23 protein-coding genes and 1 pseudogene are annotated in these 24,759 nt (G+C 47.9%); 15 read left to right on the forward strand and 9 right to left on the reverse strand.

Annotated features, from left to right (window positions below):
- Positions 1-40: 40 nt before the first annotated feature.
- Positions 41-331 (reverse strand): co-chaperone GroES, encoded by a 291-nt coding sequence (gene groES, locus Q7C_RS08390; protein ID WP_014704304.1) that lies wholly within the window; start codon positions 329-331, stop codon positions 41-43.
- A gap of 111 nt (positions 332-442) precedes the next feature.
- Positions 443-892, reverse strand: coding sequence for an FxsA family protein (locus Q7C_RS08395; protein WP_014704305.1), 450 nt, complete (start codon positions 890-892; stop codon positions 443-445).
- 226 nt (positions 893-1,118) lie between these two features.
- Here Q7C_RS08395 and Q7C_RS08400 point away from each other — a divergent pair, with 226 nt between their 5' ends.
- Together Q7C_RS08400 and Q7C_RS08405 are read left to right on the forward strand one after the other, a co-directional pair.
- Complete coding sequence (locus Q7C_RS08400) at positions 1,119-2,501, forward strand: OprO/OprP family phosphate-selective porin (protein WP_014704306.1); 1,383 nt, start codon at positions 1,119-1,121, stop codon at positions 2,499-2,501.
- A gap of 67 nt (positions 2,502-2,568) precedes the next feature.
- Positions 2,569-4,398, forward strand: a complete 1,830-nt coding sequence (locus Q7C_RS08405; RefSeq protein ID WP_014704307.1) for a GGDEF domain-containing protein — start codon at positions 2,569-2,571, stop codon at positions 4,396-4,398.
- On the opposite strand, the gene Q7C_RS08410 is transcribed toward Q7C_RS08405, so the two are convergent.
- Positions 4,357-4,800 carry an arsenate reductase ArsC gene (locus tag Q7C_RS08410; RefSeq protein ID WP_041366677.1) on the reverse strand — a complete coding sequence of 148 codons (444 nt, stop codon included), beginning with the start codon at positions 4,798-4,800 and terminating at the stop codon, positions 4,357-4,359. The two genes, Q7C_RS08405 and Q7C_RS08410, sit on opposite strands and share 42 nt — an antisense overlap.
- Before the next feature lie 168 nt (positions 4,801-4,968).
- Here Q7C_RS08410 and Q7C_RS08415 point away from each other — a divergent pair, with 168 nt between their 5' ends.
- On the forward strand, positions 4,969-5,640 hold the full coding sequence (locus Q7C_RS08415; RefSeq protein WP_014704309.1) for a TIGR04211 family SH3 domain-containing protein: 672 nt from the start codon (positions 4,969-4,971) through the stop codon (positions 5,638-5,640).
- A 26-nt stretch (positions 5,641-5,666) separates the two neighbouring features.
- On the opposite strand, the gene Q7C_RS08420 is transcribed toward Q7C_RS08415, so the two are convergent.
- Genes Q7C_RS08420 through Q7C_RS08430 form a run of 3 tightly spaced genes read right to left on the reverse strand, consistent with a single transcriptional unit; the run spans position 5,667 to position 8,638 of the window.
- Positions 5,667-6,185: a HugZ family pyridoxamine 5'-phosphate oxidase gene (locus Q7C_RS08420; protein WP_014704310.1), complete on the reverse strand. Its 519-nt coding sequence runs from the start codon at positions 6,183-6,185 to the stop codon at positions 5,667-5,669.
- Positions 6,182-6,580, reverse strand: coding sequence for a heme utilization cystosolic carrier protein HutX (gene hutX / locus Q7C_RS08425; protein ID WP_014704311.1), 399 nt, complete (start codon positions 6,578-6,580; stop codon positions 6,182-6,184). Before hutX ends, Q7C_RS08420 begins: the two co-directional genes overlap by 4 nt.
- 21 nt (positions 6,581-6,601) lie before the next feature.
- Complete coding sequence (locus Q7C_RS08430) at positions 6,602-8,638, reverse strand: TonB-dependent hemoglobin/transferrin/lactoferrin family receptor (RefSeq protein ID WP_014704312.1); 2,037 nt, start codon at positions 8,636-8,638, stop codon at positions 6,602-6,604.
- A gap of 148 nt (positions 8,639-8,786) precedes the next feature.
- Between Q7C_RS08430 and Q7C_RS08435 the strand changes: the two genes are divergently transcribed.
- From Q7C_RS08435 to Q7C_RS14075, 4 genes and pseudogenes are all read left to right on the forward strand, one after another.
- Entirely contained in the window at positions 8,787-9,632 is an 846-nt protein-coding gene (locus Q7C_RS08435) for a heme/hemin ABC transporter substrate-binding protein (protein WP_014704313.1), read from the forward strand.
- Positions 9,633-9,638: 6 nt separating this feature from the next.
- Positions 9,639-10,682 (forward strand): FecCD family ABC transporter permease, encoded by a 1,044-nt coding sequence (locus Q7C_RS08440; RefSeq protein WP_014704314.1) that lies wholly within the window; start codon positions 9,639-9,641, stop codon positions 10,680-10,682.
- A 2-nt stretch (positions 10,683-10,684) separates the two neighbouring features.
- Positions 10,685-11,452, forward strand: a complete 768-nt coding sequence (locus Q7C_RS08445; protein WP_014704315.1) for a heme ABC transporter ATP-binding protein — start codon at positions 10,685-10,687, stop codon at positions 11,450-11,452.
- A 25-nt stretch (positions 11,453-11,477) separates the two neighbouring features.
- Positions 11,478-13,261, forward strand: a pseudogene (locus Q7C_RS14075) (ABC transporter ATP-binding protein).
- Here the strand turns inward: Q7C_RS14075 and ilvD are convergent.
- Complete coding sequence (gene ilvD, locus Q7C_RS08455) at positions 13,258-15,111, reverse strand: dihydroxy-acid dehydratase (RefSeq protein WP_014704318.1); 1,854 nt, start codon at positions 15,109-15,111, stop codon at positions 13,258-13,260. The pseudogene Q7C_RS14075 and the gene ilvD overlap by 4 nt on opposite strands.
- Positions 15,112-15,226: 115 nt before the next feature.
- Here ilvD and argA point away from each other — a divergent pair, with 115 nt between their 5' ends.
- Positions 15,227-16,513: an amino-acid N-acetyltransferase gene (argA, locus tag Q7C_RS08460; RefSeq protein WP_014704319.1), complete on the forward strand. Its 1,287-nt coding sequence runs from the start codon at positions 15,227-15,229 to the stop codon at positions 16,511-16,513.
- Here argA and Q7C_RS08465 read toward each other — a convergent pair.
- Complete coding sequence (locus tag Q7C_RS08465; protein ID WP_041367040.1) at positions 16,506-17,012, reverse strand: RNA pyrophosphohydrolase; 507 nt, start codon at positions 17,010-17,012, stop codon at positions 16,506-16,508. The genes argA and Q7C_RS08465 overlap by 8 nt on opposite strands.
- A 140-nt stretch (positions 17,013-17,152) precedes the next feature.
- On the opposite strand from Q7C_RS08465, the gene Q7C_RS08470 reads away from it, so the two are divergent.
- The 3 genes from Q7C_RS08470 to Q7C_RS08480 all read left to right on the forward strand — a co-directional run bounded on the left by Q7C_RS08470 (position 17,153) and on the right by Q7C_RS08480 (position 20,625).
- Positions 17,153-17,806 carry a histidinol-phosphatase gene (locus Q7C_RS08470; RefSeq protein ID WP_041367042.1) on the forward strand — a complete coding sequence of 218 codons (654 nt, stop codon included), beginning with the start codon at positions 17,153-17,155 and terminating at the stop codon, positions 17,804-17,806.
- Positions 17,807-17,855: 49 nt separating this feature from the next.
- A complete protein-coding gene (gene gatB / locus Q7C_RS08475) occupies positions 17,856-19,298 on the forward strand; it encodes an Asp-tRNA(Asn)/Glu-tRNA(Gln) amidotransferase subunit GatB (RefSeq protein WP_014704322.1) in 1,443 nt (480 codons plus the stop codon).
- Positions 19,299-19,482: 184 nt separating this feature from the next.
- Positions 19,483-20,625 (forward strand): FIST signal transduction protein, encoded by a 1,143-nt coding sequence (locus Q7C_RS08480; protein WP_014704323.1) that lies wholly within the window; start codon positions 19,483-19,485, stop codon positions 20,623-20,625.
- A gap of 1 nt (position 20,626) precedes the next feature.
- Here the strand turns inward: Q7C_RS08480 and gshA are convergent, their stop codons facing one another.
- Complete coding sequence (gene gshA / locus Q7C_RS08485; RefSeq protein ID WP_014704324.1) at positions 20,627-21,901, reverse strand: glutamate--cysteine ligase; 1,275 nt, start codon at positions 21,899-21,901, stop codon at positions 20,627-20,629.
- A 224-nt stretch (positions 21,902-22,125) separates the two neighbouring features.
- Here gshA and pilG point away from each other — a divergent pair, with 224 nt between their 5' ends.
- The 4 genes from pilG to Q7C_RS08505 are packed head-to-tail and all read left to right on the forward strand — an operon-like array spanning position 22,126 to position 24,743.
- Positions 22,126-22,536, forward strand: coding sequence for a twitching motility response regulator PilG (gene pilG, locus Q7C_RS08490; protein ID WP_014704325.1), 411 nt, complete (start codon positions 22,126-22,128; stop codon positions 22,534-22,536).
- A 3-nt stretch (positions 22,537-22,539) separates the two neighbouring features.
- Entirely contained in the window at positions 22,540-22,905 is a 366-nt protein-coding gene (gene pilH, locus Q7C_RS08495; RefSeq protein ID WP_014704326.1) for a twitching motility response regulator PilH, read from the forward strand.
- A 2-nt stretch (positions 22,906-22,907) separates the two neighbouring features.
- Positions 22,908-23,459, forward strand: a complete 552-nt coding sequence (locus tag Q7C_RS08500) for a chemotaxis protein CheW (protein ID WP_014704327.1) — start codon at positions 22,908-22,910, stop codon at positions 23,457-23,459.
- Between the two features lie 21 nt (positions 23,460-23,480).
- Positions 23,481-24,743, forward strand: coding sequence for a methyl-accepting chemotaxis protein (locus Q7C_RS08505; protein ID WP_014704328.1), 1,263 nt, complete (start codon positions 23,481-23,483; stop codon positions 24,741-24,743).
- The last annotated feature ends 16 nt before the right edge of the window (positions 24,744-24,759 follow it).

Below are 24,759 nucleotides of genomic sequence, written 5' to 3' on the forward strand. Positions count from 1 at the left end.
ATTAACGTGATTAACGATGTGGCGTTCGTAAAAATTCAGCTTAAGCTTCAATGACCGCGACGATATCGTCTTCGCGCATGACCAGCAGCTCTTCGCCTTCAACTTTGACTTCCGTGCCGGAATATTTGCCAAACAGCACTTTATCGCCAACTTTTACAGCCAATGGGCGAATATCGCCAGAATCAGTGACTTTGCCATTGCCCGCAGCGATCACTTCACCACGTGACGGTTTTTCCGTTGCGTTATCAGGGATGACAATCCCACCAGCGGTGGTGGTCTCTTCTTCCATGCGACGCACAATCACACGATCATGAAGGGGACGAAGATTCATCAGTTATATCCTCCAGTAAAAAAATTAACAGACAAGTTGTTTAAGAACCCCTTAAATGGGGCTGTTGAATCAGAGTTCAAGAGAGAAACGAAAAAAAATTTACCGCAGCCATTAACGTCGAAAATGGGACTCATCATCGTCAATGACCTCCCCCTCGATAATGTTATCCTGCGAGGTTGGTCGCCTAGTGGTATGTTGCCGAAAAACCATGGTGCTCCTGTCCACCAAAGGCAATAACAGTTTTTGCCGCAATGCAGGTACCAGCAGCAAAAAACCCAGCGCATCAGTGACAAACCCGGGTATCAATAATAAGAAACCGCTGACTAACAAGGTTGCTCCTTCCAGCATTTCCAGTGCAGGTGGCTGCCCTTGTTGCAGCGCATTTTGTGCTCGATACCAAGTCTGAATACCTTGAAGTTTAACCAAGTAAGCGCCGAAAATGGCTGTGCCTAATACCAGCATGATCGTCCAAGCAGCCCCAATCATCTCACCCACCTCAATCAGAACAAATAGCTCTATCAGGGGCACCAGCAAGAAAAGTAAAATTAATCCCCGAAACATGCGCATTCCTTCCATTTTATCTAAGCGTTTATGAATAGATTGGGGTATCTGGCCTTAATATCAAGCGTGTCGCTGTCGCTTAAAAACCACAAAAAAGCATTTTTGTTGCGCTGTCATATAACTGTCATGGTTTTTTCATCACGCTGAAACATTGCGGACTTATCGTGTGCGGGTCTCCGGCTTACGGGGCCGAACGTATGTTTTGTCAAACTAAGAGGACAGTCCCTTGAAATTAAAAACATCTGCAATGCTTATCGCGGGTGCGTTACTCGGCGCAGCCACTTTGCCTGCTCAGGCGAACAACGAAGCCATGCTGGATTTATTAAAAGTCCTGCGTGATAAGGGCACGATCAGTGCCAACGATTACGACATGCTGAAAAATGCTGCTGCCGCCGACAAAGAAATGGCAGAAGCTGAAAAAGCAGAAATGAAAAAAGAAGTCGAAGAAGCAACAGCAAACATGCCTGAAATCACAACTGACGGAAAATTGGTTGTTGCTGACAAAAAAGGCAACTGGGAATTCCAACCCATTGGCCGTGTCATGTGGGATGCACTCTCTGTTGATAATGATGGCCTGTATGATGGCACAGGTATCGGCGATAACGAAGGTCGCGGGACAGAATTACGTCGTGCCCGTCTTGGTTTTCAAGGCAGCATTTACGACTGGAGCTACAAATTCGAAGCTGACTTCGCTGGCGGCGATGCCTCTATCAAAGATGCCTATGTTGGTTATGGCAATAACTTGAGCGACAACATCAAATGGGGCGTTAAGCTCGGTCAGTCTCACATTGCATTCGGTTACAACACGAAAGCCAGTTCTAAATACATGAGCTTCATTGATCGCCCTTTTTATGCTGATTCAGCTTTGTCACCGGCACGTGAAAGTGGTGCAGTATTCCAAATCAATGATAAAGATTACCGCTGGTTGTTAGCGACATCTTTCACGAGTGGTGCAATCGACGCGGGTGAAACAGATGTCGATGATGCAGACACTTGGGCGATTCGTGGTTCATTTGTTCCCTTTATGCAAGACAGCAAACACTTGTTACAAATTGGTGCAGGTTATTTGAACCGTGGTAATGGTGATGGCACCTTCCGCTATCGCCAACGCGCTGTCAGCCACATTACTTCTGAGCGTCCAATTGATACGTCAGTTGCTGGCTACGATGGCTCAACGGCATTTACTGCGGATGTATTAGGTATCTATGGTCCGTTCCACGCATTGGCAGAATACGTTGACTACAGTGCTGAAAGCAATGTGAACTCAGACCAGGATTTTACTGGTTACTCAGTTGAAGCGGGTTATTTCTTGACTGGTGAGTCTTACAAATGGAAAAAAGGTTACAACTCTGGCGTTTCACCTAAGTCACCATGGGGTGCATGGCAGCTAGTTGCTCGCTTTGAGAACATCGAAACGGAAGGGGTAATCGGTGGTAGCGTTCAAACTGAAGACGAAGCAGACAAATTTACATTTGGTATCAACTATATTCCACGTAAAAACCTGCGTCTGATGCTTAACTACGACAAAATCACCGACCTGACCGTCAATGGTGTGGATACAGATGCTGAACCTTCAGCACTGAAATTCCGCGCACAGGCTTTCTGGTAGGCCGATATGCAGAATCAAGCCCTACCCATTTGGGTGGGGCTTTTTTTTGTTTAGCTGAGATGATCACGTGACCAAAGAAGAACTACTGCAATTTCAGTCATTAGAAGATATTCTGGCAAATGCAGCCCTAACGCCCATTTTTCAGCCGATTGTGTCACTTAAGGAACATCAGATTTACGGTTACGAGGCGCTAATTCGTGGCCCCTCAAATAGTTTATTACACTCTCCGATTAATTTATTTGACGCTGCCAGCCGCCATGGCCGTCTAGCTGAATTAGATTTGCTATGCCGAGAACTGGCTATTGCTAAGTTTGGCGAACTCGGTCTGACCAGCAAACTTTTTATTAACACCATTCCTGCCGCCTTGTTGCAACCGGACTATCCGCATGGACTAACCCTGCAGTTTTTAAAAAAAGCGGGGCTGTCTGCCCATCATGTCGTTATTGAACTGACGGAGCAATATCCTATTGATGATTACGATGTGATGCGTGAAGCCACCGCACATTATCGTGATATGGGGTTTTCTATTGCCATTGATGATCTCGGTGCTGGCTACTCCGGCTTACGTACTTGGTCAGAAATAAAGCCTGACTATGTCAAACTTGATCGGCACTTTATTCAGAATATTCACGAAGATCGGCAAAAGCGTCAGTTTGTGCAATCGATCATTGATATCGCACAAGGTATCAACTGCAAGATTATTGGTGAAGGCGTCGAAGTGCGAGAAGAATATCTCGCGGCACAGACCATGGAAATTCAATTTGCTCAAGGCTACTATTTTGCGCGTCCGAACGCGATTCCCAAGCAAGAGTTGGATGCCAACTTATTTGCACAGCGGCAAACGCCCAACCTGCTCAACACCGGAAAGCCCCGAGCAAATACCTTAGTGAGCAGTCTGTTAACCCCATTGACGCCAGTTCGGATTTACCATGATGTCAATTCTGTTGGTGAGCGCTTTCAGCATGCCGTGCAATTAGCCGCTCTGCCCGTTATCAACGATGATAACTCCATTGCCGGCATGGTCTGGCGTGATGAATTTATGACCTTATATGCCAGCCGCTATGGCCGTGATTTGCATGGACGTAAACCGATTCATCAATTCATGGATCGCAGCCCAATTATCGCCGAAACTGCGCTGCCACTAAAAACGTTATCCCAACAGATCACAAGCCAGGATTCAACGCAGCAACACAGCATGTTTATTATCACTGAACATGGCTATTACCGCGGTATTGGCAGCCTGATGGATTTGTTGAGACAAATTACCGATATGCAGTTGACCATAGCCCGCTATGCCAACCCTTTGAGTGGTTTACCAGGCAACGTTCCTCTGACCGAACACTTGTGTGATGCCATTGCCGAGCAACGTGACGTCACTGTCTGTTATTTTGATTTGGATAACTTTAAACCTTATAACGATACCTATGGCTTTGGTAAAGGCGACAAAGTAATTAGTCAGACAGCGCGTCTACTAAGTGAGAATCTGGATCCTGAAATCGACTTTTTAGGTCATGTTGGCGGAGATGATTTCATCATTGCATTTGAAAGTCATGACTGGCGATCACGATGTCAGCTTATTTTTGATGCCTTTAATACCCTGCATACCGATTTGTATCAGCCCCAACATTTGCAGCAGCAAGGTCTCTATGCAACCGATCGCAATGGCAAACCCGTTTTTTATCCGCTACTGAGCCTGTCCGTAGGTGCCGTCAAACTTATATTATTTAACGATATTCTGAATGAAGTCGATCTAGCAGAACACGCCAGTAAAGCAAAGTCCGCGGCAAAGAAAATTGCCGGCCATAGTCTGTATGAATTGTATCCGGCAAATCGTGATCTCGATTTACCGGGCGCTTCAACGGCTGTTAACGACCGCCTTGGCCCGCAATTCGGATAACACGTAAACCACACGCTGGCGAATTTTGTCACGCGTTTCTCGAAATGCCGCCAATTTCTCAGCCTCACTGCCGCGGTATTTCGCGGGATCGGTCAACGGTAAATGAAGTCTCGCTGTATGCGGATTCAGGACAGGACATTGTTCTTCTGCGTTATCACACAAGGTAACCAGCAAGTCGGCCCACTCCAACATTTCACCATTGACGCGAATCGACTCTTGCGCAGAAATATCTACGCCTGCCTCAGCCATAACCTGGCGTGCCAGTAAATTTTGACCTCGTGCTTCAATTCCAGCTGAGCGAATTTCAAATTCATTCCCTGCCAGTTTTTTTGCCCAGCCCTCAGCCATCTGCGAACGACACGAATGCCCCGTACATAAGAATAAAATTCGAATCGTGTCCATATCTAATTTAAGTAGCTTTATAAATTTCTGGCAGGGTATCAACAAGATATGACAGCCTGATTACTCACGGTCATTTCAAACTATTTTTTTTGCCGGACAGGTCAAGATTTTCCCTTTGGGCATCTGTTAAAATGCAAAGTTTTGATAGTGCTGGACTCTAATGTGAACATGATTTTTCCCAGATTTTTAGTATTAATACTGTCTCTGCTGGCTGTCGATGTCGCGCTTGCTCAGACACGCTATGTTTCTGATGAACTGGAAATCACGCTACGAAATGGACAAGGACTGGAATTTGGCATCCGCAAAATGCTCAAGTCAGGCACACGTTTGCAGGTTTTACAAAACAACAGTGATAGTGGCTACTCACAAGTTCGTACCGCAGAGGGTGTTGAAGGCTGGGTTTTAACCCGATATTTGAGTCAAACCGGCAGCGCGCGCGACTTGCTTGCTGAAAATGAGCAAAAACTGGCTAATCTGGAACTTGAAGTCGCGAACTACAAAACCGAGATTGAACAACTCAGTTCGCAGAATAACGAAACCGACACGCAAAACCTGTCTCTAAAAGAAACCTCACAACGATTACGCAAAGAATTGGATGATTTACGTCGAACTGCTTCTAGCGCGGTTGCCTTGGAAAATGAAAACCGCCAGCTGAAACAAAAACTGCAGGAAATGGACAGCGAAATTCAAACCACTCAGATTGAAAATAATGCTCTTCGGGATAACAGCACGAAAAGCTGGTTTTTGATTGGTGCCGCAGTATTATTTGCTGGAATCGTGCTGGGACTGATCTTGCCGCGTCTTAGATTACGCCGTAAAAGCAGCTGGGGCAGCCTGTAAATTACGGCTGCCTCTGATTGGCTGGGCTAATTACGTTTTTTGTGGCCTTCACGAAGGTGTTGCAGACTCTCGCCAGCGAGGCTACCGCCTTCAATTTGGTAAGCTTTGCCAAATCCTTTGACGTATCGCCCCCCTTCAGGTTGTAATCGAAATAACCGAAAATCACTCAACTGGCTGAGGCTCTCAATTCGCTGACCATGACGCGCTTGCAGAACCCGGATACCGGTTTGCCAGTCTGCACTGTCTGGAGCCAATAAACTCGCTCGTACACGATAAAAAACGCGAACACGGGCAAATAACTCTGCCGCTGAGGACTCATCCTCAATGATAAGCACAGATGCTTGCGGGTTGGCACGCAAATTTCTGCCATGAACCGCAATATCACTTATCAATACATATAAATGACGCTCATCAAAGGCAAACGGCGCGTAAGACGCATATGGCAAGCCTTCCTCATCTAACGACGACAACATAAGGCTTTTACGGTCATCAACCAACGCCATGATTTCATTTTGTATACTGGTTTCCAGCCCTGCGTTATTCATGACAGACTCTCTTGGGAATAATGTTGTTGTAATGCTTTAAACCGGGTGACCTGACTATCAATCAGCTCCCCTGATTCTGTGCGGCCCAGAAAAATTTTAAATATCGTCTCTTGCTGGTCGTCTTCAAAGACAAATGCATAGCTCTCTCGGCCTCGGTGCGGTCTGTCTTGAAACTGTATTTTAGCCACTTTTTCCAGGTTAAGATGGCCATGAAAACCAGGCAATGGACCCGTCAGGTTATAAAAGCCATGCCCTTCCGAGCCAGATGGGAAGGGGCCTTTAAACTCAAAAACACTGCCGCCGTGAATGACAATCGTGGTCACCCATGACCAATCGGCTATTTCGGTTAATAATGACGCTGCCTGTCGTCCCGGCATAAATCCTGTTGGTGCCAAACTCTGCTCCTGCTCGGTCGATCAAAAATCATATTTTACACTAAGCCGAACATCCCGGCCTGGCATAGCGAGTTGCTCAAACGCAACTGTATATTTTTGATCCGTCAGGTTATTGAGCGTCAAATCCACGGTTAGATTATCAAACTGCTGTGGTGTCCAACTGGCGTACATATCAAGCAACGTGTAGTGATCGTATTCAGCACTTTGAAAACTATTGGGCAAATGTGTCTGGCTTTCTACCCGACTCACTGTCAGGCCGGTCAGCAGACTATCAGCACGCCAGCTTTTATTTAAGTCCAAGACCCATTTATCCGCCGGGATATTAGTCAAGGCCTCACCTGTTTGCTCATTTTGAGCCCGTGTTTGCCCATAACTGACAAAGGCCTGCCATGACTGCCATTGATAACGCATGGCAAGTTCAAAGCCGACCAGTTTGGCTTCATCCACATTGCGGTTAAAAGTGGTACCGGCATTAACCGGAATCACCGATGGCGGACCGGGTGGGTTTGGCATGACATTAAAAACCGGATCCGTCACAATCTGCTCAATAAAATTATCCACATCGTTATGAAAAGCCGCCGCGTGCCAGGTCAATGTGTCATTGTCATTAAAGATCGAACGCATTTGATAATCGAGCAATAACTCAATATTTTGCGCTTCTTCTGGTTTCAGGCTCGGATCCGGTACAAAGCTGTTACAAAAACCGGGGAAAATACAAAAATGACTGCCCGTTGTGTACAGTTCTTCTGCTGTTGGCGCACGAAATGCCTCGTCATAACGGAACGTCAAGCGTAAATCCTCTGTCGGTAACCAGCTGACCGCCGCTGAGGGTGAAAAGGCATTATCACTCCGATCCGCATCCAGATTATCTGCTTCAGTCGCAAAATAGTCGTAACGCGCGCCCAATTCCAGCAGCCATTGCGTATTAAACGGTACTTGCACATTGGCAAACACGCCCCATACATCCGTAGTTGCCTCCGGTGGCGCCGGACGGTTCATGCCGCCGCGATCAGAAGTGAACTTGTCCTGATAGCCATCAATTCCGTACAAAAGTTGCACCTTGCCCAACTGACTCAGATTATTGAGATTCATCCCTAAGGTTCGTATCTCGGTATTGTCGCTGCGACCATCGCTAACACGACGCTCGTCCATTCTGGTCTCATTCCAATACAGCTTCAGGTTGCTGTTTATCCAGTCACTATCCGGGTTAAATTGATAATCAACTGAAGCATGATTGGTAATATTGCGACGTTCAATCAGGAAATTGGATGTCGTTGTTGGCACCGCAGAGCCATTACTGGGCACAGAACCATCGGTGTTCGAAGTCCGGAAATTAAATGTTGCCGTTTGCGCCGAATCAATAAACCAGTCCATTTTGGCCAGCATGCCGCGATCTCTGACGGCAGAGTCGGTTAACGTGTCACCGCCCCCAATTTCCAGATCATCACCATCACGATAAAATCCCGATACCAGCAAGTCAACATCACCATAACGCCCTGCCAGCGCGGCCGTCGTTAACCATTTGTCATTATTGCTGTTAAAACCTTGTTTAATAAAACCACCAAAAGATTCGCCTGCATCCAGTAAATCAGCAGCGTGGATGGTATTGCTGGAAACCACGCCACCGAGTGCGCCCGATCCCCACAATGAGCTAACCGGGCCTTTTATGACTTCAACGTTTTGCAATAACGCGGGATCCAAGAAATAAGTTGGCCGGTGACCAGAAAAAAAGTTCTGGCGAACGCCATCAACCAGTTGCAGAACGCGATTATCCCCTAAGCCACGAATATTGACATTTTGCACATCTTCTCGTGGTCCGCCACGCAGACTGACATTGGCCAGCTTAGATACCGTTTCCGGCACAGATTGCGCTTGCAGTCGGTCTAGCGCATCTTGTTCAACCAAATCGACATGCCGTGTTAGCCAAGCCTCACTATCTGCTCTTATTGCGGTAATTTTCATGTCCTCCAATGCAATGGTTTCCGTGGCTTGCACGGATGTAATGGGCAGTAATGCGGCAATCAGTACTGATAGTCTGTTACGGGTTAAGAGATGCATTGGCTTAATTCTCGCAAGGTTATCCACAAATAAATTGATTCTAACTGATAATAATTGTTATTTTCATTATTTACCAACTATTTTTACTCACCGCTTTTTGTCGTAAACTGCTGCGTATTGCCTCCCAGAAAAAACAGTGATGTCACCTATGCTCAAAAAACTTATCTTGCTGATAACGCTATTTATCCCGCTATACAGTCATGCTGATGTGACATCCTTGGCGCCAAGAATTGTCAGTGTTGACAGTAATGCCACGGAAATTCTGCTTGCCCTTGAACTGGGGGATCATATTGTTGCAACCGACATCACCAGTCAGTCGTTATTGCCCTCAGCGGTTGACAATCTTGGCTACCATCGAACCCTTTCCGCAGAAGGTCTGCTACAAACCAATGCTGACTGGGTGATTGGCAGTGATCATATGGGGCCACCTGAAACACTGCGCCTGTTAGAAAAGGCCCCTTTAAAACTGGTGCAACTGGCCAGTCCAACCAGCCTTGACGCATTGTCTGGCAATGTCATGCAGCTTGGTACGATGCTGGCGCGAGAAGATCTGGCAAAGGCATTGGTTACCGATATTGCTCAGCGGCAGAAAAAACTGGCTGATACCAATTCGAGTCATCAATTACGTATGGTCTTTTTGCTGGATCTAGGCGATCGTGGTCTGTCACAGGCTGGTACAGGTACAACGGCCGCTGCCTTGATTACCTTACTCAATGGCAACAATATCAGTACTTTTTCAGGCTACCAATCTGTCTCCATTGAAGCCCTACTCAGCGCTAACCCGGATGTCATTCTGATCGGTCAGCGTGCCGATGGAGAGCTGGATCCTGCGAATCTATTAGAACGTTACCCTTTGCTGGAGAATACCCGTGCCGGTACTCAGCAACAGATTATTGGCATCAACGCTGCCAAACTCATCGCCGGCCTGAGCCTTGGCGCTCTGGATGAAGCCTTGCGAGTTAGCGCATTGCTGTCTGCTAGCCGCTCGCCTTAATCCATCATGTACTTTTCCGGCGTGTTTGTTGTCAGACTGGTCTGGCTGGCAATGCTGATTTTGCTGATTTTCGGGGTTTTGCTGTCTATCACCTCAGGTCCGATGGCGTTACCCGCCGACCAAAGTCTGCTGACCTTGTGGGATGCGCTGTTTGGTTCGTCGTTTTCCGGACTGGAAGGTTATCAACAATTGGTGATCACCGACATTCGCTGGCCACGAACGTTACTGGCATTGTTTGTTGGTGCCCTATTGGCGTTGTGTGGTGCCGTAACACAAGGCTTGTTCCGAAATCCGCTGGCTGATCCAGGCATTATTGGCGTTTCTTCCGGTGCGGGTTTAGGCGCTGCGATTGCCATCGTCTTGTTACCGGCCTCACTGGCAACCATTCTCACGCCGGTTTCGGCCTTTTTGGGTGGCCTGGTAACAACCTTGCTGGTTTACCGATTGGCCAAATCTCAATATGGGTCAACCTCGGTTTTGATTCTCTTATTAGCAGGGGTTGCCGTTGCCGCTTTCACCGGTGCGGTAGTCGGATTTTTAACTTTTATCGCCAATGATCAAGCTCTGCGTGATCTCACACTTTGGGGGATGGGCTCGCTTAACGGGGCATCAACTTTAATGCTCTGGCTTACTGGCCTGACCAGCTTGGTACTTTTTGTTATCTATCATCATCACGCTGCGTCACTGAATGCCTTGTTGATTGGTGAAGCAGAAGCTGAGCACCTGGGCATTGATACCGAAAAGCTAAAAAGACGACTCATCGTCATCACGGCGGTGGGCGTCGGTGTTGCTGTCTCAGCATCCGGTATTATTGGATTTATTGGACTGGTGATACCGCATTTGATTCGAATGAGTCTGGGGCCGGATCACCGTCTTTTACTGCCACTCTCTGCCCTTGCAGGGGCTGGATTACTGCTTATGGCCGATATTGGTGCCAGAGTCTGGATGGCACCCGCTGAATTACCGGTCGGCCTGGTTACGGCCTTATTAGGAGCACCATTTTTCGTGTTCCTGCTATTGCAGCAACGTCAGCGGTTGAGTGCGCTTTAATCATGGCTTTGCTGGATATTCATAATTTGCACCTGCAACGAAGCAGCAAAACGATTCTGCATATTGAGCAGGCCAGTCTAAATACGGCTGAAATTGTCGCCGTGCTGGGTCCTAACGGCGCGGGTAAATCCAGTCTGTTAAAAATATTGGCGTCGCAATGGCAGCCAGAGAGTGGTCACATTCTATTCCACAATACCCCACTACAGACTTTGACTCGACGCGATCGCGCCCAGCATATTGGTGTCTTACCACAAAGCAGTGAGCTGAATTTCCCTTTTCGCGCACAAGAAGTCGTGGCGATTGGCGCCACGCCGCTTTCCATGGATAAACACACTATCGATCAACAAACCCGGCATTGGATGCAAAAAACGGCCACGCTGACATTGGCTGACCGCCTGTATACCAGCCTGTCTGGAGGGGAGCGCCAACGGGTGCAACTTGCCCGCGTATTGTTACAAATCTCAATGGCAACACGAGCGCCTTTATTGTTGCTTGATGAACCGACCTCGGCACAGGATCTGGGTCAACAACATGACTTGCTGGCGATGTTGCGCGAGCTCACTCAACAGCAACAGGCCACCATTCTGATGATTATGCATGACCTTAATCTGGCGGGACGTTATGCCGATCAGATCTGGTTGTTAAATCAAGGTAAGATGGTTGCATCTGGCCGCCCTGATGCGATATTGCATCCAGACCGGGTGAAATCTGTTTGGGGTTATTACCCTGAGGTTCTGCAGTCGAGGGATGGTCGTCAGGTATTAGTCTGAACATCTCATCTCAATGACGGGCACTATGACCACTGAGAATAACTACGATTTAACCGGCATCCTGCGCCAAGCGCTGCATTTTAAAAAACATTTGGTCAAAGCGAATCTTATCGCCATTATCGCCACACTCTGTGCCGTACCGGTGCCGTTATTGCTGCCATTAATGGTGGATGAAGTACTGCTGGATCAGCCCGGTCCCACCGTTAGCTTTATCAACCAATTCACCCCGGAACTCTGGCATGGTCCGGTGCTTTATATCCTGGCAGTACTGCTTTTGACCCTAATACTGCGCATTGCCGCTTTAATTCTCAACGTTGTGCAGTCCCGCTATTTCACACTTATTGCCAAACGCATTACCTTTCGGATACGACAAAAACTGATTCATCGCCTTGGTCGGATTGCCATCAGTGAATATGAAAGCCGGGGCAGTGGCAGTATTGCCTCGCATTTCATCACGGATATTGAAGTCATTGATAACTTTATCGGTAATACGGTGAGCCGTTTTGTGGTCGCTGTATTAAGTATTATTGGCACGGCGCTGATTTTACTGTTTTTGCACTGGCAGCTTGCCCTGTTAATTTTATTAATGAACCCGTTGGTTATCTACTTCACGATGGTGGTGGGGAAACGGGTCAAGCAATTGAAAAAAAGGAAAATTCGGCTTTTGAGATTTTCCAGCAAAGTTTGACCGAAACACTGGATGCCATCGCCCAGATCCGAGTAGCCAACCGGGAGAAGCATTACCTGCAGCGCATCATCGACCACGCCCGGCAAGTGCGTCGACATGCCGCTGACTTTGCCTGGAAAAGTGAAGCAGCCAATCGATTTTCTTTTGTTATTTTCTTGTTTGGCTTCGATGTATTTCGAGCGGTTAGCATGTTTATGGTGGTGTTCTCCGATCTATCCATTGGCCAGATGTTCGCCGTATTTGGCTATCTCTGGTTCATGATGACGCCCGTGCAGGAAATTCTGAATATCCAATATGCTTTTTATGCCGCACAAGCTGCTGTATCCAGACTGAATAATTTGTTTAATCTACAGCAGGAGCAACAGTTTCAGGCGCATCGTAATCCGTTTGTACCCGGCAAGGCTTGTGATATTCACGTTGAAAATCTGCACTTTGGCTATTTGCGCGACGAAAAAATTCTGAACGGCGTTTCACTGCGTATCAACGCCGGCGAGAAAGTCGCGCTGGTCGGGGCCAGTGGCGCCGGCAAATCGACTTTGGTTAATGTCTTACTGGGCTTGTATCCGGCAGATCAGGGCATGGTTTATTTTAATGGGATACCTGTCAGTGATATTGGACTACCGACGGTGCGGGAGCACGTCGCCACCGTGTTACAAAGTCCCGCCCTGTTTAATGACAGTGTCAGACAAAATATCACGCTTGGCCGCCCCAGCAGTGACGAGCAAGTCTGGTCCGCTTTGCGTATCGCACAGCTGGAATCGATCATTCGCAAAATGCCCGAACAACTCGACACCTTGGTGGGCAGAGATGGCGTCAAATTGTCGGGTGGTCAGCGACAAAGACTCGCCATCGCTCGTATGGCATTGATAAACCCCAGCGTTGTCGTATTGGATGAAGCAACCTCTGCACTGGATAGCGACACAGAATCACAACTCCATGAAGCCCTTGCTGATTACCTATCTGACCGGACAACCATTATTATCGCGCACCGCCTGAGCGCGGTGCGCCAGGCGGATCGGATTATTGTTTTCGATGGTGGCGACATCATTGCTGATGGCGACCACGATAGTTTGATAAAACAAGATCAACTGTATCGAAAACTCTATGCCCGACAGGTCTAGCGTCGTTTGAGCTGGTCCACATCCCGAACGGCACCTTTAGCCGCAGAGGTCGTTAATGCGGCATAAGCCTGCAGTGCCAGACTAACTTTGCGTTGGCGTGAGACGGGCTTCCAGGCCTGCTCCCCTCGCGTTTCCATTTTTGCACGCCGATGGGCCAGTTCTTCATTGGTCAAATCAACATTAATGGTGCGGTTGGGGATGTCAATGTGAATGATGTCGCCTTCCTCAACTAACCCAATATTGCCGCCTTCTGCCGCTTCTGGTGAGGCATGACCGATGGATAGGCCTGAGGTGCCCCCGGAAAAGCGGCCGTCTGTTAATAATGCACAGGATTTGCCCAGCCCTTTAGATTTTAGATAACTGGTTGGATACAACATTTCTTGCATTCCAGGGCCACCTTTCGGGCCTTCAAAGCGAATCAGGACGACATCACCGGCAACGATTTGCTCGGTCAAGATGGCCGTTACGGCGGCATCCTGAGATTCAAAAATCCGTGCCGGACCTGAAAACTTGAGAATCGAATCATCGACACCAGCCGTTTTCACAATGCAGCCTTCTTCTGCAATATTGCCGTAAAGTACTGCCAAGCCACCATCCTGACTGTAAGCGTGCGATATCTGACGGATACAGCCATTTTCACGATCCAGATCCAACTCTGGCCAGCGACAGTCCTGACTAAATGCCGTCTGGGTTGGTATACCTGCTGGTCCCGCAGAATAACGTTTATGCGCGGCTTCATTCTGATTACGACTCACATCCCATTGTTCCAAGCCGACCTGCATGGTTTTGCTATGTACTGTTGGGACATCAGTATGCAATAAGCCACCCGCTGCCAGCTCGGCCAAAATCCCAACAACACCACCGGCACGATGTACATCTTCCATGTGATATTTATTTGTTGCCGGGGCAACTTTACAGAGGTTGGGTATTTTACGAGACATGCGGTCAATATCTGCCATGGTGAAATCCACTTCTGCCTCATTCGCCGCAGCCAATAAGTGCAACACTGTATTGGTCGACCCCCCCATGGCGATATCTAATGCAATAGCATTTTCAAAAGCGGCTTTACTAGCAATGGCTCTGGGCAAGACATCTGCTTCATCATTTTCGTAGTAACGTTTGGCCAAATCGACAATGCGGCGGCCTGCTTCCAGAAATAATTCGCGCCGATCGGCATGCGTGGCTAGCAATGAGCCATTGCCGGGCAAAGACAAACCCAACGCTTCGGTCAAACAGTTCATGGAGTTAGCGGTGAACATGCCTGAGCAGCTGCCACAGGTCGGGCAAGCACTACGCTCGACTTGTTCGACATCAGCATCACTGATCCGATCATCCGCTGCCTGCACCATGGCATCAACCAGATCCAGTTTGACATCTTTGCCGGCCAGCTTGGTTTTACCCGCCTCCATCGGCCCGCCAGATACAAATACTACTGGGATATTCAGACGCATTGCCGCCATCAGCATGCCCGGGGTTATTTTGTCGCAATTGGAAATACAAACCAGCGCATCCGCACAATGCGCATTAACCATATATTCTACCGAGTCGGCAATAATTTCGCGTGACGGTAAACTGTAAAGCATGCCGCTGTGGCCCATGGCAATGCCATCGTCGACCGCAATGGTATTAAACTCTTTGGCAACGCCGCCCACAGACTCGATTTCACGCGCAACTAACTGGCCTAAATCTTTAAGATGGACATGCCCTGGCACAAACTGGGTAAATGAGTTGGCAATAGCAATAATGGGTTTATTGAAATCGTCATCTTTCATCCCCGTTGCCCGCCAAAGCGCTCGGGCGCCCGCCATGTTTCGGCCGGCCGTTGAGGTTTTAGAACGATATTCAGGCATTTTTACTCTCCACTGACTTTTTATACGTGCAAAAAAAAGCAGATTTGCACAAAATTACTTACTAATTTTACACGCAACTTGGCAAGCGTGCTGTTACTACGATAAAAAGGATCCTATGACAAGCAAAAATGACCAATTGTCTGGCCAGGATATGATTCGCTGGTTTCGGGCTGCAGCGCCTTATATTCATGCGCACGGCGGCGCGACTTTTGTTATTGCCTTTGATGGTGAAAGCATTGCGGGGCCAGAGTTTGATCATTTAATTCATGATCTGGCCATTTTAAACAGCCTTGAAATTCGCCTTGTCCTTATCTTTGGTGCGCGCCCGCAAATCGAACAGCGCTGTCATGCACTGCAGGTACCAGTGCATTATCATCACTGTTTGCGCATTACCGACGATGCAAGCATGCAAATAGCCAGACAGGTTATCGGTGATTTGCGGATTGCGATCGAGGCCAAGCTGTCTGCGGGACTGCCGCAAACACCGATGGCAGATGCGCGTATTCGCTGCGTGAGTGGCAATTGGGTCACAGCGCGGCCTGCCGGCATTATTGATGGCATTGACTTAGGCCATACAGGCGAAGTCAGGCGTATTGACAGTGTCGCGATTCATCAGCAATTAGAACAAGGCAATGTCGTATTGTTATCCCCGCTGGGATACTCGCTAACCGGTGAAATTTTTAATTTGTCAGCGGAAGCCATCGCCACCGCTGTGGCGACCAGCTTACAGGCAGACAAACTCATCTTTATTGGTCAACGTGATGCGGCTTTGCCTCGAGAAATCACGCTGGATCAGATAACTGACTATCAGCATCCCATGCTTGCTGCAGCACAAACCGCTTGCTTAGGTGGCGTTGAGCGAGTGCATTTACTGGATCGATTAATTGATGGGGCGCTACTGCAAGAATTATTCAGTCGTGATGGCGTTGGCACCTTGATTAGTGCGCACTCTTTTGAGTCTATCCGGCAAGCGACTATTGATGATGTCGGTGGCATTTTGGAGTTATTGCACCCATTAGAGGCAAATGGTGTTTTGGTTAAACGCTCGCGCGAACTGTTAGAACGAGAAATTGAAAAATTCACCGTCATGGAGCGTGACGGCAGCGTTGTTGCCTGTGCTGCCCTATATCCCTATCCAGAAAGCCAGGTAGCGGAGCTGGCCTGCCTAGCCGTTTCAGATAGTTACCGTCGTCGCGGTCGCGGCAAACAGCTGTTAGCCGTATTAGAACAACGGGCGAGACAGCAAGGGTTACAAGCGCTTTATGTATTAACGACGCAGACGGCACATTGGTTTATTGAGCATGGTTTTCAACGCTCTGATATTGCTGATCTGCCTGTTGAAAAGCAGGCACTGTATAATTATCAACGTAATTCCAGCGTTTTTCGAAAATCACTCAATTGATTTTTTTCTGGCGATGACGCCGATACTCGGGAAACAAAACCGGGGCAAATTCGTGCAAAGCTTTTTCATAAACACGTCGTTTAAAAAACACAATTTCTTCGACCGGCGTCCAGTAATTTACCCAGCGCCAATCATCAAACTCGGGTTTTTCGTGCACATCAAGCCGGACATCCGCTTCGCTGCCAATCAGCCGCATTAAAAACCAGCGCTGTTTTTGACCGATACAAAGGGGTTTATTGCCATATCTTAAATAACGTTTAGGCAAACGGTAACGTAGCCAGCCTCGCGACTGGGCAAGCAACTCAACATGTTGCGGCAATAAGCCGACTTCTTCAGCCAGTTCACGAAAAGCGGCCTGCTCCGCCGTTTCGTCCTGTTTTATGCCGCCTTGAGGAAATTGCCAGGAATCATGCTGGGTACGTTGCGCCCACAAAACCTGATTGTCATCATTGCAGATGATAATCCCCACGTTGGCTCTAAAGCCATCTTTGTCAATCACGGTGTCATCTCTCGCGGGCAGCACCTTTAAGCGCCCGCATTTAATTTAAGTTAAGTTAAGATTAGTCAATGCCATCCGAGGTTGCAACGCATTTTGTCTTACAATGGACAACTTTCTTTTTATCAATGCAACGGAACACCATGGCTTTAGCAATTTTTGATCTCGACAATACCTTGCTTGGCGGTGACAGTGATTATCTGTGGGGACGCTATCTCGCGGAAAACAATATTGTCGATGCCAAGGCTTACCATGAGGCCAATTTGGCTTTCTATCATGATTATCAGGCCGGACAGCTCGATATTAATGCTTTTCTGGAATTTGTTTTCACCCCGCTTAAGGAAAATACCTTGCCGGATCTGCTGCAATGGCGTGAAGCTTATTTGCAGGAAAAAATCCGACCCATCATGCTACCCAAAGCCAGTGAGCTGATTACTTATCACCGACAGCAAGGTGACACCCTGCTGATTATTACCGCAACGAATCGTTTTCTCACTCAGCCTATTGCTGAAGCTTTAGGTATCGAACACCTTATTGCTACCGAACCTGAAATGATCGATGGTCGTTATACCGGTAAGGTTGCCGGTATCCCTTCATTTCAAGACGGTAAAGTAAGTCGTTTAACGACTTGGCTGTCAGAACAAGACGAGACCTTAGAAGACAGTATTTTTTACAGTGACTCTCATAACGATTTACCCTTATTGGAGAAAGTGACCTTTCCGGTTGCCGTCGACCCGGACGCCACCTTGCGCAAGGTCGCCGAACAACGCGGCTGGAAAATTCTCAGCTTGCGGTAATCCTTGCTACAATTCAGCATTTCAAACTAATTAAATCAGGCCATCAATTATGGATTGGGAAGTGGTTATCGGGCTGGAAATTCATGCCCAGTTAGCAACCAAAACAAAAATTTTCTCGGGCGCAGCGACCAATTATGGCGCTGCACCAAACACACAGGCTTGCGCCGTTGATTTGGGCTTGCCAGGCGTTTTGCCAGTGTTGAACAAAGAAGCCGTGCGCATGGCATTAAAATTTGGCCTCGCAGTGGACGCAGAAATTGCTGATCGTTCTGTGTTTGCCCGAAAAAATTACTTTTACCCAGACCTGCCCAAAGGCTATCAAATTAGTCAGTATGAGTTACCCGTTGTTGGGCAAGGCAAAATCAGTATTGAATTAGACGATGGCAGTGAAAAGGTGATTGGCATTACCCGTGCCCACCTCGAAGAAGATGCAGGTAAATCATTGCACGAAGACTTTGATGGCCAAACCGGTATCGATTTAAACCGGGCTGGAACGCCATTATTGGAAATTGTCTCTGAACCGGATATGCGAAGCGCTAAAGAAGCGGTCGCATATATGAAGAAAATTCATTCTCTCGTACGGTATTTAGAGATTTGTGATGGCAACATGCAGGAAGGATCTTTCCGTTGTGATGCCAACGTTTCTGTTCGTCCTAAAGGCCAAGAAAAATTTGGCACCCGCGCCGAATTAAAAAACATCAACTCTTTCCGAAATGTTGAACGTGCTATCAATATCGAGGTGGAACGCCAGATTGATGTCATTGAAAGTGGCGGAGAAGTGATCCAGGAAACCCGGCTATTTGATGCAGATAAAAATGAAACGCGCTCCATGCGCAGCAAGGAAGAAGCCAATGATTATCGCTACTTCCCGGACCCAGATTTGCTGCCACTCGTGTTGGAGCCTGGCTTACTCGAAACGCTCCGCTCCAGTCTGCCCGAATTACCCAATGAAAAACGAGATCGTTTCATACAAGCGCTCGGCCTGTCGCTCTATGACGCCTCAGTCCTGACCAGCAGCCGCGAGTTAGCCGACTACTATGAGTCTGTCTTGGCAGAAACGGGCGGCAAGGCACCGAAAATCTGTGCCAACTGGGTCATTGTTGAATTAAGTGGCGCTCTGAATAAAGCCGGATTAGATATTGAGGATTCACCTGTTTCCGCCAAGCAGTTGGCGGGGATTATCGAACGTATTGAAGACAACACGATTTCCGGCAAAATTGCCAAGTCAGTCTTCGAAGCCTTATGGCAGGGTGAAGCAACGGATGCGGATGCCATTATCGAAGCGAAAGGTCTCAAACAAGTCACCGATATAGGCGCAATTGAAGCCATGATTGATGACGTTATCGCCGCCAATCCACAGCAAGTTGTTCAGTATCGAGAAGGTAAAGAACAGTTGCTCGGCTATTTTGTTGGCCAGGTTATGCAGGCCTCGAAAGGCAAAGCCAACCCCGGACAAGTCAATGCGATTTTAAAACAAAAGCTGGCAGAGTAAGTCATGACTGCGACGGTGCCGTTGACTGTCGCAGTCGCTATAAAAAATCTGGCGAGCAGTTCACAAAGCGATCGCTTTTGGTTCCCTATCTGGTTTTATCTGATGTAGTATCGGTCGAGCGTTTTGTTGCAATGTCATGACATGGACGTAACGACCCTTTTTTCAGAATGCCGGATACCGCCAAATGAAGTTTGCTCAAGAACACCTCACCGCCAAAACGGCGCTGTCTAAATTATCTGGCAAGTCGCCATTACCAAATGCGAATTGGGTACTGGTGTTTGGCTCGGTCAACCGTTTTAGTGAACGCAATCTGGCCTTGCAGCTACAAAAACGTTACCCCGATGCCCAAATTATTGGCTGCACCACCTCGGGCGAAATCACCGGTGATGGCGTCTTTGATGACAGCTTGCACATCACCGCTATGCATTGGGAGCGAAGCCAGTTACGCTTTATCGCGAAACCTGTAAACAGTATGGCGCAGTCTCATGCGCTTGGCGCCCAAATTGCGAATGAGTTACTCGCCCCGGATCTGAAAGGTTTATTTGTGCTGAGCGATGGTCTCAATGTCAATGGCTCTGAGTTGGTCGAAGGGTTGCAGGAAGTGCTGCCAAACATTCCGATTACGGGTGGATTAGCTGGTGATGCAGCACAATTCACACAAACATTAATGTTGAATGATGGCAAAATTCAGGATCGGGTTGTGATTGCCGTTGGCATTTATGGCCAAGACGCTATTGTTACCAGCGGCGCTCAAGGCGGTTGGAAACCCTACGGTCCACCACGACGCATTACCCGTGCTGAAAAAAACGTGGTGTTTGAGTTGGATAACAAGCCAGCCCTGCCTCTGTATAAAATGTATATCGGTTATTACGCCAATACGCTGCCTTCTTCTGGACTTAACTTTCCTTTTGCCATCATGGATGACAAAAATATCAATGTCATTCGAACCTTATTATCCATTAACGAACAAGATAATAGCCTGACTTTTGCTGGGAATATTGAAACCGGTGCCACGGTACGTTTTTTGAAATCTGACCATGATCAATTGGTCATTGGTGCCAGTGACGCTGCTCGGCAAATCCTGGAGAAAGGGGTCAATATCAATGACAAAGCTTTGGCTATCTGTGTCAGTTGCGTCGGCCGCAAGCTGGTAATGGATGAGCAGGTTTCCGATGAGGTTTTCGCCGTCCAGCGTTTACTGGGTATGCAAACGGCCATTACGGGTTTTTATTCTAATGGCGAGATTTGCTCAGGTGAAGATGACCGCCATGGCCTGCTACATAATCAGACCATGACCATCGCCTATCTGGGCGAGCATCTTAATTGAGTCAAGCAAGCTCTCGCGCTGCGGCAAGTAACGCCAACCGAGCAATCACACCGTAAGCATAGAACCGGTTTGGCTCCGCATCAGGTTTATCCGCTTTGTTTGGCTCAATACACGATTGCGCAAACGCCAATGGCTCAAAATGCATGCCGGGGGCATTTAAATTTTCATCAAAGGTTCGCCCAGTATGAACGCGGTAAAAGCCGCCGACAACGAAATGATCCATCATGTAAATGACGGGCTCGGCGACAGCCTGGTCTTCGCCTAGAGTTTCAAAGGTATAAACGCCTTCTTGAATCAACACATTATCTACCACTAACCCCTCTTTTGCAGAAGCCATTTTGTTGCGCTGCTTACGATTCAGATTGGTGATTTCTTCAACTGATTTGACGGTCATGATACCCATGCCATACGTACCGGAGTCAGCCTTAACCACTGCAAAGGGCTGCCGGTCAATACCATATTGATCATATTTCTTTTGCACCGCGTTGAGCATTGTCTCCACATTTCTGGCTAAACATTCAGTACCACTGCGCGCCATAAAATCGACTTCGCCACATTGCAATGTCATGGGAGAAACCAGCCACGGATCAATATCAAGCTTTTCTGCAAAGGCATTCGCCACATCCGTGTAATGGGTAAAATGATCCGATTTTTTTCGGGTTGACCAGCCAGCTTTAAGCGGCGGAACTAATTCTTGCTCAATATCTTCCAAAATCGCCGGCTTGCCAGCTGATAAATCATTATTTAACAACACAAGACAAGGCGAAAAATCACCAATCGCAACGCGATTTCCTTTACGTTCTAACGGCGCCAAATGACACGTTTTACCAGAAAGTAACGTGACTTCCATTGCGTCTGTTATATCGTCACGCAAACTGGCAATGCGAGCATCTAAACCGGCTTGCTCAAAAATACCGCGCAAGGTTTCCAGGCTCTCGAGATAAAACAGATTTCGGGTATGATTTTCAGCAATGATGAGAATACGCCGAGCGCGAGGACAGACCCGCTCCACTGCTGCCTGAGCCGCTTGAATACACAGCGGCATAAAGGCGGGATTAAGGTTATTGAAACCTGCCGGGAATAAATTGGTATCAACAGGTGCCAGTTTAAATCCGGCATTACGCAAATCGACAGAAGCATAAAATGGTGCCGGCGTTTGTAACCACTGCTCACGAAGCCAGGCTTCTACATCGGTTTGTCGTGCCAGAAGGTGCGACTCTAATTGTAGTAGCGGCCCGTTCAAAGCCGTCGTCAGGTGAGGCACAACAGAACTCATAACCAATCGTATCCTTTGCTTGAGCGACATCACGCCGCAGATTACTGTGATATGGGACACAGATTCCCGATTTCAAGTCCTTCATACTCGGGCTAACGAATTGAAACGGGGTGTTTCGCCTAGTTTCAAATGCCGGTATTTTACTAGCCGATGTGAACAAAATACGTTATCTTCGGGACTAGTAAGAATCGGACAATAATTTATTTTCAGCTACTGCAATCACCGTGAGCGAAACCTTGACAGAATTTACCGGCCTGAAAGTGATGGTCATCGATGACAGTAAAACGATTCGGCGCAGCGCAGAATCTTTGCTTCAAAAAGCCGGCTGTGACGTTATCACGGCTGATAATGGTTTTGAAGCGCTGCCGCTAATTAGTGCAAAACATCCGGACATTCTTTTTATCGACATTATGATGCCCCGCCTAGATGGCTATCAAACCTGTGCGCTGGTCAAAAATAATCCTGCTTATCGGCAGATCCCGGTCATCATGTTATCAAGCAAAGATGGTTTGTTTGATCGGGCCAAAGGTCGCATGGTTGGTGCAGAACAATATCTGACCAAACCTTTTACCCGTGAAGACCTGCTGGATGCCATTCGCCGTTATTGCGCGCCCGCCAACAACAAGGAGAGCTAGTTTATGGCACTGATCCTCATTGCCGATGATTCTCCAACGGAAGTGTATGTTTTACGCCAGATGCTGGAGAAACATGGTCATGAAGTCATTGTCGCGGATAATGGCGAACAAGCTATTGAGGTTGCGTTGTCAGCCCAGCCTGATCTGATTTTGATGGATGTTGTTATGCCTGAACTTAACGGTTTTCAGGCAACGCGGCGCCTGACCCGAGATCCGGAAACGACCCACATCCCGATCATTATTGTTTCTTCAAAGAATCAGGAAACCGATAAGTTATGGGGTTTACGTCAAGGTGCCAGAGGCTATCTGGGTAAACCGGTTGCCGAGTCAGAACTATTATCACAAATTAATGACTTAACGGATGGCTGATCATGGCTGACCTTCGCACCTCCACAGACATTATTACCTTGCTACAGGAAATAGAGCGGCGTAGCCGACAAGCGGTCAGTGGTCAATCCACACAACATGACCCGAGTAGCGAGCGTTGGACTGGCATCGGTTTTCGTTTGGCGGATATGTTTTTCCTGGCGCCGCTGGATCATAGCCGTGAAGTATTACCGCTACCAACACAAATCACCTCCGTTCCCAAAGCACAACCATGGATCTATGGAGTCGCCAATATTCGAGGGGATTTATTACCCTTAATCGACCTGAAATTGTTCTTGCAGGGCGAAACCAGTCAGCCTGATAAGCGCAGTCGAATCATGATTCTCAACCACCCTTCGCTATACAGCGGTTTACTGGTTGATGAGGTATTTGGTCTAAAACATTTTCAGCGGCCACCCGCAATCAATGACCCCACTCTACATATGAATATCAGACCGTATCTGCAAGGCACACTACGCCAGCAGGACAGACTCTGGTATGTGCTGAATTTTCATAAACTCGCCGATGATCCCAGGTTTATCAATGCGGCTGCCTAATTCTTTGCTAGGACTCTTTTTATGAACGCGACCCGCCAAATTTTCATTGCATCGCTTAAACAAAAAGCCAACCTTGTTCATCTGCTGTTAATCCTGTTTTTTCTGATTATTGTCGCCGCAGGGCTTTGGCTTTTAGCGACAGACCAACACACCCTTATTTACACTGACCCGCGCGTCACGGTGATAATAAGTATACTGGCAGCAATCGGTGCTGTCTGGATGGCGGCAAGACTGGCTTATGCTCCGTTGAGTCAATTACAGCAAACTATGGATAACATGGAGCTGCAAAACCGACACAATCAGGATGCCATTTTGCGCTTGCTGGATGAAATGGGCGACCTCGCTGATGGTGATCTGACCGTCTCTGCCACCGTGACCGAAGATATCACCGGCGCCATAGCAGACTCAGTTAACTACACCATCGACGCATTACGCAGTCTGGTAGAACAAATCAATTCGACGACTCTTCAGGTTGCCTCGGCCGCGCAAGAAACTCAGGCAACGGCGTTACACTTGACCGATGCCAGTGATCATCAGGCTCAGCAAATCACTGAGGTCAGTTCTGCAATTACCAGCATGGCCGGCTCTATCGAACAGGTTTCCCAGAATGCCAGCCAGTCTCAAGAAGTTGCTCGCCAGTCGGTTTCTCTAGCTGTACAAGGTAATAGCGCTGTTAAAAAGTCGATTCAGGGCATGGATACCATTCGCGAGCAAATTCAAGAAACTGCCAAACGAATGAAACGATTAGGCGAAAGCTCGCAACAAATCGGTGAAATCGTTGAGCTCATCAACGACATTGCCGAGCAAACCAATATTTTGTCTCTGAACGCTGCGATTCAGGCGGCCATGGCCGGTGAAGCCGGCCGAGGTTTTGCCGTGGTTGCGGATGAGGTTCAACGACTAGCAGAACGTTCCGGTCATGCCACTCGACAAATTGATGCACTGGTAAAAACCATCCAGAGTGATACCAGTGAGGCTATCAGCTCGATGGAACAGAGTACCGCACAGGTAGTGTCTGGAGCTAAGCTGTCCCAAGATGCCGGTACCTCTTTGGAACAGATTGAAACCGTTTCCCAGCAGTTGGCCGAACTCATCAATAATATTTCTGATAACGCACGACAGCAGGCCAATGCTGCGGTTAGTACCTCAGAAAGCATGAATGTCATTCAGGAAATTACCATGCAGACCTCAACCGGTACCAATGAGAGTGCAGCGGCTATCGGGCGTCTCTTGCAGTTGACCAATGAACTGCGTAAATCGGTTTCCGGCTTTAAACTGCCTTAACTCCCTACGCGCCGAT

Origin of the sequence: Methylophaga frappieri (assembly GCF_000260965.1) — a bacterium.
Taxonomy (GTDB): Bacteria; Pseudomonadota; Gammaproteobacteria; order Nitrosococcales; family Methylophagaceae; genus Methylophaga; species Methylophaga frappieri.

Bases quoted from the DNA above. Each gene is read 5' to 3' on its own strand.
- Q7C_RS08410 (WP_041366677.1), bottom strand. From the start codon at position 4,800: ATGGACACGATTCGAATTTTATTCTTATGTACGGGGCATTCGTGTCGT.
- gshA (WP_014704324.1), bottom strand. From the start codon at position 21,901: ATGAGTTCTGTTGTGCCTCACCTGACGACGGCTTTGAACGGGCCGCTA.
- Q7C_RS08430 (WP_014704312.1), bottom strand. From the start codon at position 8,638: ATGCATCTCTTAACCCGTAACAGACTATCAGTACTGATTGCCGCATTA.
- Q7C_RS08505 (WP_014704328.1), top strand. From the start codon at position 23,481: ATGAACGCGACCCGCCAAATTTTCATTGCATCGCTTAAACAAAAAGCC.
- Q7C_RS08395 (WP_014704305.1), bottom strand. From the start codon at position 892: ATGTTTCGGGGATTAATTTTACTTTTCTTGCTGGTGCCCCTGATAGAG.
- Q7C_RS08435 (WP_014704313.1), top strand. From the start codon at position 8,787: ATGCTCAAAAAACTTATCTTGCTGATAACGCTATTTATCCCGCTATAC.
- Q7C_RS08420 (WP_014704310.1), bottom strand. From the start codon at position 6,185: ATGAATAACGCAGGGCTGGAAACCAGTATACAAAATGAAATCATGGCG.
- argA (WP_014704319.1), top strand. From the start codon at position 15,227: ATGACAAGCAAAAATGACCAATTGTCTGGCCAGGATATGATTCGCTGG.
- Q7C_RS08415 (WP_014704309.1), top strand. From the start codon at position 4,969: ATGATTTTTCCCAGATTTTTAGTATTAATACTGTCTCTGCTGGCTGTC.
- gatB (WP_014704322.1), top strand. From the start codon at position 17,856: ATGGATTGGGAAGTGGTTATCGGGCTGGAAATTCATGCCCAGTTAGCA.
- ilvD (WP_014704318.1), bottom strand. From the start codon at position 15,111: ATGCCTGAATATCGTTCTAAAACCTCAACGGCCGGCCGAAACATGGCG.
- groES (WP_014704304.1), bottom strand. From the start codon at position 331: ATGAATCTTCGTCCCCTTCATGATCGTGTGATTGTGCGTCGCATGGAA.
- Q7C_RS08445 (WP_014704315.1), top strand. From the start codon at position 10,685: ATGGCTTTGCTGGATATTCATAATTTGCACCTGCAACGAAGCAGCAAA.
- Q7C_RS08470 (WP_041367042.1), top strand. From the start codon at position 17,153: ATGGCTTTAGCAATTTTTGATCTCGACAATACCTTGCTTGGCGGTGAC.
- Q7C_RS08440 (WP_014704314.1), top strand. From the start codon at position 9,639: ATGTACTTTTCCGGCGTGTTTGTTGTCAGACTGGTCTGGCTGGCAATG.
- Q7C_RS08480 (WP_014704323.1), top strand. From the start codon at position 19,483: ATGAAGTTTGCTCAAGAACACCTCACCGCCAAAACGGCGCTGTCTAAA.
- pilH (WP_014704326.1), top strand. From the start codon at position 22,540: ATGGCACTGATCCTCATTGCCGATGATTCTCCAACGGAAGTGTATGTT.
- Q7C_RS08500 (WP_014704327.1), top strand. From the start codon at position 22,908: ATGGCTGACCTTCGCACCTCCACAGACATTATTACCTTGCTACAGGAA.